11 protein-coding genes are annotated in these 9,965 nt (G+C 51.5%); 5 read left to right on the top strand and 6 right to left on the bottom strand.

The features are described 5' to 3' along the window. Nucleotides 1-172 precede the first annotated feature (172 nt). Together Q7J88_RS10105 and Q7J88_RS10100 are read right to left on the bottom strand one after the other, a co-directional pair. Nucleotides 173-1,210, bottom strand: coding sequence for an AI-2E family transporter (locus tag Q7J88_RS10105; RefSeq protein ID WP_303722063.1), 1,038 nt, complete (start codon nucleotides 1,208-1,210; stop codon nucleotides 173-175). Nucleotides 1,211-1,298: 88 nt separating this feature from the next. Next, nucleotides 1,299-1,727, bottom strand: a complete 429-nt coding sequence (locus Q7J88_RS10100; protein ID WP_303722062.1) for a hypothetical protein — start codon at nucleotides 1,725-1,727, stop codon at nucleotides 1,299-1,301. A gap of 155 nt (nucleotides 1,728-1,882) precedes the next feature. Between Q7J88_RS10100 and Q7J88_RS10095 the strand changes: the two genes are divergently transcribed. Further along, entirely contained in the window at nucleotides 1,883-2,290 is a 408-nt protein-coding gene (locus Q7J88_RS10095) for a bacteriohemerythrin (RefSeq protein WP_303722061.1), read from the top strand. 56 nt (nucleotides 2,291-2,346) lie between these two features. Here Q7J88_RS10095 and msrB read toward each other — a convergent pair whose 3' ends face one another. Next, nucleotides 2,347-2,751 (bottom strand): peptide-methionine (R)-S-oxide reductase MsrB, encoded by a 405-nt coding sequence (gene msrB, locus Q7J88_RS10090; protein ID WP_303722060.1) that lies wholly within the window; start codon nucleotides 2,749-2,751, stop codon nucleotides 2,347-2,349. Nucleotides 2,752-2,928: 177 nt separating this feature from the next. After that, nucleotides 2,929-4,140 (bottom strand): EAL and HDOD domain-containing protein, encoded by a 1,212-nt coding sequence (locus Q7J88_RS10085; RefSeq protein WP_303722059.1) that lies wholly within the window; start codon nucleotides 4,138-4,140, stop codon nucleotides 2,929-2,931. Nucleotides 4,141-4,325: 185 nt separating this feature from the next. Between Q7J88_RS10085 and Q7J88_RS10080 the strand changes: the two genes are divergently transcribed. The 4 genes from Q7J88_RS10080 to Q7J88_RS10065 all read left to right on the top strand — a co-directional run bounded on the left by Q7J88_RS10080 (nucleotide 4,326) and on the right by Q7J88_RS10065 (nucleotide 7,889). Continuing rightward, complete coding sequence (locus Q7J88_RS10080; RefSeq protein ID WP_303722058.1) at nucleotides 4,326-4,640, top strand: c(7)-type cytochrome triheme domain-containing protein; 315 nt, start codon at nucleotides 4,326-4,328, stop codon at nucleotides 4,638-4,640. A gap of 131 nt (nucleotides 4,641-4,771) precedes the next feature. Then, complete coding sequence (locus Q7J88_RS10075) at nucleotides 4,772-6,520, top strand: sugar phosphorylase (RefSeq protein WP_303722057.1); 1,749 nt, start codon at nucleotides 4,772-4,774, stop codon at nucleotides 6,518-6,520. Between the two features lie 100 nt (nucleotides 6,521-6,620). Then, a complete protein-coding gene (locus Q7J88_RS10070) occupies nucleotides 6,621-6,758 on the top strand; it encodes a hypothetical protein (RefSeq protein WP_303722056.1) in 138 nt (45 codons plus the stop codon). Nucleotides 6,759-6,893: 135 nt separating this feature from the next. Beyond that, nucleotides 6,894-7,889, top strand: a complete 996-nt coding sequence (locus Q7J88_RS10065; RefSeq protein WP_303722055.1) for a flagellar assembly protein A — start codon at nucleotides 6,894-6,896, stop codon at nucleotides 7,887-7,889. Nucleotides 7,890-7,963: 74 nt separating this feature from the next. Here the strand turns inward: Q7J88_RS10065 and Q7J88_RS10060 are convergent, their stop codons facing one another. Then, entirely contained in the window at nucleotides 7,964-9,175 is a 1,212-nt protein-coding gene (locus Q7J88_RS10060; protein WP_303722054.1) for a hypothetical protein, read from the bottom strand. After that, nucleotides 9,168-9,965 (bottom strand): mannosyl-3-phosphoglycerate phosphatase, encoded by a 798-nt coding sequence (locus tag Q7J88_RS10055; protein ID WP_303722053.1) that lies wholly within the window; start codon nucleotides 9,963-9,965, stop codon nucleotides 9,168-9,170. Before Q7J88_RS10055 ends, Q7J88_RS10060 begins: the two co-directional genes overlap by 8 nt.

Genomic DNA, 9,965 nt, shown 5'->3' with positions numbered 1-9,965 from the left:
CAGGGGAGGGAGCGTTGTAGACCCCGCCTGTCTCAGCGTGATTGAGGGAGGATGGACAGGAGCCGTGTACGAGGCCCGTACGCACGGTTCTGTGAGAGGGATGAGGTGGGTATTGATCAACCCACCTCACCCTACTCGATTTTTTAAGAGGGATGCCAAAGCCTCAGCTTGGTTAATCCTTTGGGATCTCTGAACCTAGTAGAATTGCCAGCCAGTTGGTTGAATCGTTCACCTCCAGAGCAATCTTGACAATCATTGTCAACGGAACCGATAGCAGCATGCCGATCGGACCTAGAATCCAGCCCCAGAACACCAAGGAAAGGAAAACAACCAGTGACGAGAGGCCCAGCTTGCGTCCCATTAGCTTCGGTTCGACTGCATTGCCCATGATCAAGTTGACCAGCAGATAGATTGCCGCTACGAACAGGGCATGCAACGAGCCGAGCTGTACTACTGCTAGTAACACCGCCGGAACGGCGGCGATGATGGAGCCGATATTCGGCACATAGTTGAGCAAAAAAGCGATCAGCCCCCAGAGCAAAGCATAATCGAGTCCGAGCAGAGTCAAACCGATGGCGATGAGCAAACCGGTGCCAAAACTGACGAACGTCTTGATAGCTAAATACTGGCGGACTCCGCTGACGAACTTCTCAAAAGATTTCAATGACGAATCGGCATCCGACAGGGCTGCCTTTAGCTTGGCCGGCATGCCGGCAGCTTCGAGCAGGATGAAAATCACCGTGAGGAGAATCAAAAAGGAATTAGTCAGCACACCACCAGCTTTGGCCAGCATGCTGGCGGCCGATTGCATGATTGCTCCGGGGTCGAAGTGGCTAAGCAACACAGCCTTGGAAACCTGAATGCCAAATTTATCCAGATAGCTAAGTAACTGAACCGTCTGCCCCCGCAGTTTTTCCTGATAGAGCGGCAGGTCGCGGGTGAAATCGTTGACGGAGTTGCCGATCAGGGCGACGATCAGTAACCCGGTCAGCATGACACTGGATATAACCAGTAGCAAGGCGAGAGAATCAGGGACCTTGCGTTGTTTCAGCCAGTGAAACGGGCCGGCACAGATAATCGCGATGAAGATAGCCAGTAAAAAGGGGACCAGCAGGGCGGAGGCTGTTTTAACCCCGGCGATGATGATGACCAGCGCCGCCAAGGTTGTAAGCAGCCCGGCTCGTTGTTGCGGAAGAGTCAGGTTCGACATGCGTAAGCAGCCTTTGGGTTTAGGGTCAGAAATTGAACTGTGTCAACTAAACAGCAACCACCTGGGCTTGTCAATCTCCTCCTACAGATCAGTCTATTTTACAGCGCAGTAGTTTTATGCCGGACTGGAAATGGACTTCCATTTTGTTTGGGCGAATACAATTGAGCACCAGGCCGAGGCCGAACGTCGGGTGCCGAATCAGCATCTCCTCGCGCATCGGGGTGTTCATGTTATACGGAATGGCCTCTTCCGGGCGCAGGTTCTGCTGCAATTCCTCCCAGGCTCTTTCCGCTTTAGTGGTACGCGGTTTGCTGCTGCCAGTGCTGGATGTCTTTTTCGCGGCGGCGACTTTTTTGCTGCTGGCATCGCGATAATTGTGGATGCTGCCACAGGTATTACACTCCACCTTGATGACTTTTCCGCCGACCATTGCCACAATGGTGTGTCCGGTGGTGTCTTTGCATTTGGTACATTTCGAGGCAATGTAATCGCCGGCTGAAAGGACTTTCGCGGTCATAGATCCTCCTTCGAAAAGGCTGTCTTTGTACCCCGTGAAGGTCGGCCTGTCAATCGTCGAAAGATTAAAATGTTCAAGGAGATCTTGTGCTGGCTAGGCAAGGCAATTATTACGAAAAAGGTTTCAATTTTCGAAGTGTAAAAGGATTGTTACGGATGGCGATTATCAGTTGGAGTCAGGATTACAGTGTAGGTGTGGTTGAGCTGGACACTCATCACAAGCAGTTGATCAAGATGATCAATGAGCTTCATTTTGCTATGAGCAAGGACCGCGGGCAGCAGCTTGTTGCTGAGATCGTCAATGGGATTGGGGATTACGCGAAAATGCACTTCCAGGTTGAAGAGACATACATGCACGAAGGCGAATATCTGGGGATTTTGAAACATATCCGTGAACATAAAGGGTTTGTGGAAAAAGCGCAGGAAATGGCGAACCGTTGTGACGAAGGTGAGTTCATCCTCTCCTTCGAAGTGATCGAGTTCCTTTCCGATTGGCTGAAGAACCATATCCTAAAAAGCGATATGAAGTACGTTCCGGCGCTGAAAAGCAAAGGGGGGCGCTGAGTGATGGGGATACCTGCTAACATTCAGGGCAGTTGTTTGGCTGCCTTTGTTATTGCTCAATTTTCGCTTGATTCTGGAATGAATTTCAATGCTGCTGAGTTGATGCAGTAGCGTAGCCCGGTCGGTTGCGGTCCGTCGCTGAACAGGTGGCCAAGGTGAGCATCGCAGCGCGCACAGATCGTTTCTGTGCGGATCATAAAATGGCTCCGATCCTCTTGCTTGACGATATGACCTTCCGCAATCGGCTGAAAGAAACTCGGCCAGCCGCTGCCCGAATCAAACTTGCTGGAGGAATGGAACAGTTCCAGATCACAGCAGACACAGACATAGCGACCTGTTGCATGATGGTTCCAATAGCGGCCGGAGAAAGCACGTTCGGTCCCCGCTCTGCGGGTGACCAAGAACTCTTCAAGCTCAAGCTGTTTCTGCCATTCTTCTTCGCTACGAAACACTTTTTCCATGACTGTTTCTTTTATAGATGTTCGAAACCGGGGGAAAAACCTCGATACAGTTATGCTAACGGGTTTCGTAGCTGCAGGGCAAGCGGCAGTAAGCAAAATAGGTCTGTAAGCACAGCAGTTTGCACCTGGAGTTGGCGCTGAAAAAAGACCTCGGGGAAGTTCGTCTGTATTTGGGGGTCAGAGGTTGTAGATCTTATGCGCCCACTTGATGGCGTCCATGTAGGCCTCATTGAGTGGTTGCTCGTTGATCCCCAACTGCACAGAAAGCCCGGTCACCTCATCCCAGTTGGCCTTTTCTATGGCAAGGATCAGCTGCAGGATATCACGCATCGTCCCGCCTCCCCCTAGGAGAGCCTGCTGGATACTCTCATCGATGGTGATCTCCTCAAGAATCTCATCAAGGGGCCGGGACATAATGACATCCAGCAGGGAGAACAGCCCCATGAGGAAGAGCTCCGATTTTTTCCCCCGTAGGTTACAGGGCTCTGCAAGCTGCTCGCAAAACTTGGCTCTGACCAGGGAAATGACGACCAATTCGGCCGGTTTGTCATCGGCCATCGCCGAAACGGAGAGCAACGAAACCCAGTTGCGAATTTCCCGGATCCCGAGCAAAGAGAGCGCCTGCAGGATGTTGGTGACCTTATGCCGCAGCGCAAAGGCAGCGGAGTTGATCAGCTTAAGTAGTTTGTAGGAGAGCGAAACCTCGCTCTGGATGGTTTTAGCCAGTTTCTGGAATTCGATATCTTCGCTGTAGATATCCTTGAGAATGCGCAGAAATTGATATTTGTTGGTCGGGATGTCTTTGCGTGAAATAATCACCGGCTTGCTGAAGAAGTACCCCTGGAACAGTTGGTAGCCCATCGCCTTGGCCTGTTCGTAATCCTCTATAGTTTCGACTTTTTCAGCCAACATGCGGATGCCGCGCGGAATCATCATTTTCGCCAGCTGTTCCTGCTCTTCGGCACCACTGTCCAGAAAATCGACTTTGATGATATCTGCTATCTGCAACAGGGGTTCCCAGTTGTCATGATAAACGAAGTCGTCGAGGGCGAGGATGTAGCCTTGCTGCTTCAGTCGAAGGCAGGCAGCAATGACCTCACCGTCGGGAGTGACATTCTCGAGAACTTCGACAACCGCCTGCTCTTTCGGCAGCACGGTCATAAAATCCTCAACCAGAACCTTGTGCGTGCAATTGACAAAGACTTTTGCCCCGGCACTCATCTCATTGAGGCCGAACAGCAGGCTGCTGTTGGCGATAACGCTGGCGGCTGCCTGGTCCTGATCGGCTGCATCGAAGTAGTTGTGGAGTCCGGAGCGGAACAGCAGTTCGTAGGCGTAGACTTTGCCATTTCGATCAAAAATCGGCTGTCTTGCGATAAAATGTTCCAAGGAAGGCTCCAAACAGGAATCCGATTTAAAGTCAATTTATAGCACAAGCTTAATAATAATTTATTTTGGGGGGCAAAAGAAGAGATTAAATTATCTGCTGATCCGAAGTTGACCTTCTTAATAAGATAAGCTAACTTCCTTAGTGATATTTCTGCCCTTAACCCTAAAACAATGAGGTAGGATGAATGAAAAAAATGATTTTGTTGTTGGCCGTCGTCGCGTTTTGCAGTGTAACTGCCGCTGTTGCCGTACCTCCGGGGAAAACCCTTGAGTTTACCAAGAGCCCGATGGGAAAGGTGATTTTTTCTGGACAGATTCATAAGGATGCGGGGGTTAAGTGTATGGAGTGTCACAATAAGGATGTCTTTCCGAAGATGAAATTCGGGACAGTAGAGATCAAGATGGCGGACATCTATGCTGGAAATTACTGTGGTGTTTGTCACAATGGTAAACGGGCCTTCGAAGCCAAGGCCAATTGTAATCGCTGCCACGTCAAATAAGGCTGCAAAAATCTTTAAGTTTTATCCTGCCCGCCGAGACTCTTCCTCGGCGGGCTTTTCATTTCCTTTAAGGGGTTGGCCTGCATTCTGCAGCGATTTATATCTGGAGTTTACCAAAAGGGATATGGATTATGGCGGCTGCAGAGATTCTGAACGCATTTGTGCAACATGCTGAAATCCGGCTTCGACGGATTTACCCAGAAGAACAAGTAAAATATATTTTAAAACGGATAGTTGCCGAGCTCGACTGGGCACAAAATCCAGCAGCTGAAGAACTGGTTTGCCGTTTATGGGATGAGCGGGATGTGATCCTGATCAGCTATGGTGATTCGGTTTGCGCAGACGGACAGAGTCCGCTGCAGAGTTTAAGCTCATTTCTTGAGCAGCACTTGACGGAACTTGTTAGCATTGTACATCTGTTGCCTTTCTTTCCTTATAGCTCCGACGATGGGTTCGCCGTCATCGATTACCGGCAGGTCAATCCGGAGCTCGGTGACTGGCCGCAGATAGCAGCCCTCAATCGCCATTTCGACCTGATGGTCGATTTGGTTATTAATCACGTTTCCAGTCAGCATCACTGGTTTCAGCAATTTCTGCGCAACGAAAAACCGGGGCGGCACTATTTTATCACTCCACCCGACGATGCTGACTTAATTCAAGTCGTTCGTCCGCGCCAATCGGAACTGCTCACCGAAGTGGAAACCGATGCCGGTCCGGCAAAAGTCTGGACAACATTCAGTGCCGATCAGGTTGATGTAGATTTTTCCAATCCCGAGGTGTTGCTGGAGTACATCAGAATCTTGCTTTTTTATCTGCAGCAAGGGGCGCGTCTGATCCGGCTGGATGCGGTAGCGTTTTTATGGAAGGAGTGGGGTACTGCCTGCCTGAACCTGCCGCAGACACATGAAATAGTCAAATTGCTGCGTGATCTGATCGGCGTTGTCGCCCCGAAGTCGGTGCTGCTGACAGAGACGAATTTGCCCTATCATCAGAATCTAAGCTACTTTGGGGACAGCGACGAAGCCCACATGATCTATCAGTTCAGCCTGGCACCGCTCCTTTTGCACGGGTTGTACCGTGGAACTAGCCAGTACCTGTGCGATTGGGCGCGAACCCACTGCAGCGCACCGCCTGGTTGTACTTTCCTCAATTTCACCGCGTCGCACGATGGCGTCGGCATGCGTCCGCTGGAGGGGTTATTGCCGCAGGGGGAGGTTGACCTGTTACTGCAGGGAATGGAGAAGTTCGGCGGTCTGGTCAGTTATAAAAGGAATGCCGATGGCAGCAAGAGTCCTTATGAAATTAATATCGGATACTTCGACGCCTTAAAAGGAACCTGGTTGGGGGATGACTGCTGGCAGATTGCCCGTTTCTTGTTGGCACAAACATTGATGATGGGGCTGCGTGGGATTCCTGCGATCTATATCCACAGTCTGCTCGCGACGCCGAATTATCATGCGGGGGTTTTGCAGACCGGCCGGGCGCGGACCATCAATCGTCGCCGTTTGCAATATTCGGAGCTGGCGGAATTGTTGGCTGATGAGCATTCTGACCAGGCGATCGTCTTCAACGAACTGCGTCGCCGTTTGTCGATTCGCCGCCAACAACCCGCATTTCATCCTGACGGCAGGCAGGAGGTTTTGCATCTCGGCGAGCATCTTTTCGGCTTCTGGCGTTACAGCTTGGATGGTCGGCAACGGATTTTTGCTGCCCACAACCTGACCGATCAGCAGCGCAATCTTTATCTTGATGGCGCTTTGGATGGTCAATTCAGCGGTCGTTGGGTTGGTTTGCTGACCGGTGAAGTTGTCACCAGCCAACGGACTGTCATCGAACTCCCTCCATATCATGTTCTTTGGTTGGCCGAAGAAAAAATCTAATCAACAGAAAGAATATACAGGTTTTAGCGGCTTAATGGTTTCTTTTGCTTGGTGAGACTTCTGTTGAGCTTGGCGATGTAGGTTCGTCAAGGGAGAGAAAATGCCTGCAATGGAAACTCCTGAAAACCAAAAGTCATCCCTGCCTGATCTGCTTTTCAAGCTGGAAACACCGGATTATCAATTGTTCTTGCGTCTTGCTGAAGAGCAGATTGAATGCTGGGCCGATTATCTCGGATGAAAGTATTGCCCGCGCCGAAGCAGCGGCAGAAAGACTGTTTTCAGATGAAGAGGGTGAACAAACGATTGGCGAGTCTAGTCCATCTGGGGAGGAGCAAACTGCCCGGGTTGCTGCACAAGTACAAATATTGTCGAGGTGGGAATCGATTTTGAGGCGCCGTATGATTTTGATGCTGCTGTCGAAACCGGGATTCAGAAGCTGTCGGTGGTGCTGGTCAAGGGCTTAGAACCTCAATTTGGTGAGGATGGCCGGTTCGAATTGATGGTGAAAACCTCGGGCGAGGAAGCGGAGTTTGCTGAAGATAAAAAAGGGAAGGTCGATTTGCGCACCCGACACGCCCTTACAATAATTGAGGTTGGGCAGACGATTGGCAAATTGCACCAGCCGCAGGAAGGGGTTCCGGGAAGGAAGGCACACGGTCTGCCGCATCCGGCCGAGCGGGGACGGGTTTCTCGCTGGTCGCTGGCGAATGGAGTGGAGAAATTATCTGCCGCGGTGTTTGTTGGCCGGTTTCTTAAATCAGGTAACCGTTTATTGCTATGGAGATGTCCTGGTGAAAAACGAAATCCGCAATTCGACCGTCAGGCAACCGGGAAAATTATCATCGAGCGGGGTACCATCATGGGTGGTGCCTGTGTTGCCTTGGAAGGAATCGAGACCAAGGTGATTGGTACCTCGGCCAGGATCAATACTAAAGTGACAGCCGGGGTCTACTTTCCGGATACAGACCGTTTTGCTTTTTTGCGGGAAAGTATCAAGCGGATCGATCGCCAGATTGGGCGTCTCAAGTCTGCCATAAGCCCATTGGAAAAACTGGAAGTCGAGCGGGAACAATTCCACGCAGAACTGGCGGCATCGACCAAGCAGGGGCAGTCTAACAACAACACCAAATTAAAGGTCAGCAGTCAATTGCTCGAAGGGGTCTCGATCCATCTGGGGGAGGCTTCGGAAAAGAACAAGCACGTACGCAAGGGGCCATTGACGGTCATTGAAAATACGAAGGATGGTGGCCTGCGCTACCTGAGAATGTCGCCGTTGCAGAAAGCTGCCGTCGAACTGGAAAAGGAAATTTTACGAGCTGGGGCAAAAGTCGCTCAAGAAGCGGCTGTCTCCAAAGTGGCTGCTGAATAGGTTCACCCAAAAGTAATACTGTCACAGATAAAAACCACTAGGCTAAGTTCTGACAGTTTTTATCTGTCTGTCCTCTATTTGTTATCTTCCTCCACCGCCTCATAAATGTGATCCAGAATATCCGGAATCGCACTGATCACCCGGTTCCAGGTCGGCATGTTGGGTGTCTCCATTGGGTTTGACAGGTAAAATTCACCAGCCCGCATGATATTCTCGGCAAACAGCTCCACGGCCTTCTCTTCTTTGTGGCGATCTATTTCCAGCCCGTTCATTAGCGCGTCATTGTAATAGCGCTCAACAAAATCGAGTGCCTCGCGGAAGTAGGTTGCTTTTACGGTACGGAATGTTTCCAGCGAAAAAACATTCCCCTGGGTGGCCAGTTTGCGAATAACCGCTTTTGTGATGTCGGTACTCATCCGGGACAGACCACCCTGGGGATTCCCCTCCGACAGGTCCTGGTGCTTGTGGTCGTAGACATCGGCGATATCGACCTGGCAGACCCGGCTGCGAGTGTAGTTGCGGTACATCTCCGATAAAAGGCCGATCTCCAAGCCCCAGTCACTTGGGATGCGCAGGTCATTAAGGACATCAACCCGCATCGAGAATTCACCGGCTAATGCATAGCGGAAGCTGTCGAGGTATTCAAGGTAATCGGAGTAGCCGACAACTTTTTGCAACGAACGCAGCAGTGGGGTGACCAGTAATCTGCAGACCCGGCCGTTGAGGCTGCCGCCCGCGATTCGCGAATAGAAACCTTTGCAGAATTGATAGTTGAAGGCCGGGTTGGCGACCGGATAGATCAGCCGGGCCAACATATCGCGTTTGTAGGTAACGATATCGCAGTCGTGCAGTGCCACCGCACGGCTACGCCCAGAGGCGAGGACGTAACCGAAGCAGTACCAGACGTTGCGCCCCTTGCCCATCTCGGTCGGCGCCAGACCCTTTTCGGCTAACATCTTGTCAACGGCTCGCAAGCGCGGGCCATCGTTCCAGAGGATACGATGTTCCTGTGGCAGGCGGCCGAAGTATTTTTTGGCGTAATTGAACTGTGCCTCGTCGGCGCGATCGAGTCCGATAACAATCTCGCGCAGGTAAGAAGCTTGTTTCAAATCATCGAGGATCGGGTCCAGTGCCGGACCTTCCAGTTCGGAGAAGAGGGATGGCAGAACCAGGCTCATCGGCCGCCGGCCGGAAAACTTCTGTAATTCGTTTTCCAGTTCTTCGAGGGGGCGATCGGTCAGATTGTGCAGGGTGGTGATGACGCCATTTTGGAAAAAGTCAGCCATTGGTTTGCTCCTTTAGAATGTCCAGGATGGTCTGATTCCAACCGACCGGTCCCGGTTCGCTCGCGTAAATAACGGTGGTGTCTTTTGGTTTGGGGGACAGCCCGCTAAGCGAAGGGATTACCACGGCTATATCTGCCGCTTCCAGCATCGCTTGGTCGTTCGGTCCGTCGCCGAGGGCGATGCTGCGCCAACGGGTGGAAGGGGCTGATGAACGATAATGCTCAAGCAACCAGCGCAACGCTTTGCCTTTGTCGGCTTCTATACTGAGGACATGGTAGAAGCGGCCGCCGCGCAGCAGTTGCAGATCCAGCTTGGCGATCTCCGTTTGAAATTCCAGCAGCGAGTCGTCACTGTCTTCCCAGCGAATCGGCTCCGAACAGAGTCGCTGCTTGGCAAGCGCCGCACGAGTGCTGTCGAGTCCGGTTGCGGCGGCAACTGCAGCGACGGAATAATCATTAAAACCGGTAAAGTGATAACCTCGTTGTTGTCTTAAACTTTGCAGTTGTTTGACCAATTTGGGGTAAGGGGTGCCGAAAAAATGTGCAGATTGCTGACACGAGTCGAGAATTATGCCGGCACCGTTTTCGACGATGTAAGGAGTGTTAAGTTCCAGCTCTTGATGCAGTTTGGAGACTTCAGCTGCTGTTTTGCTGGTACATAAAATCAGCGGGATTCCCCTTTCCCGCAGCATTTGCAGGGCAGGGTATGCCGCCTGCCAGCTGTAGCTGTGGTGATCGAGCAGGGTTCCGTCAAGGTCGGTAAGAATGATCAGCTGTATCTGTTGCGTCAT

It is taken from the genome of Malonomonas rubra, from assembly GCF_003247215.1.
In the GTDB taxonomy this organism is placed as follows: Bacteria; Desulfobacterota; Desulfuromonadia; order Desulfuromonadales; family Geopsychrobacteraceae; genus Malonomonas; species Malonomonas rubra_A.
This window is presented reverse-complemented; position numbering and strand designations above follow the sequence as displayed.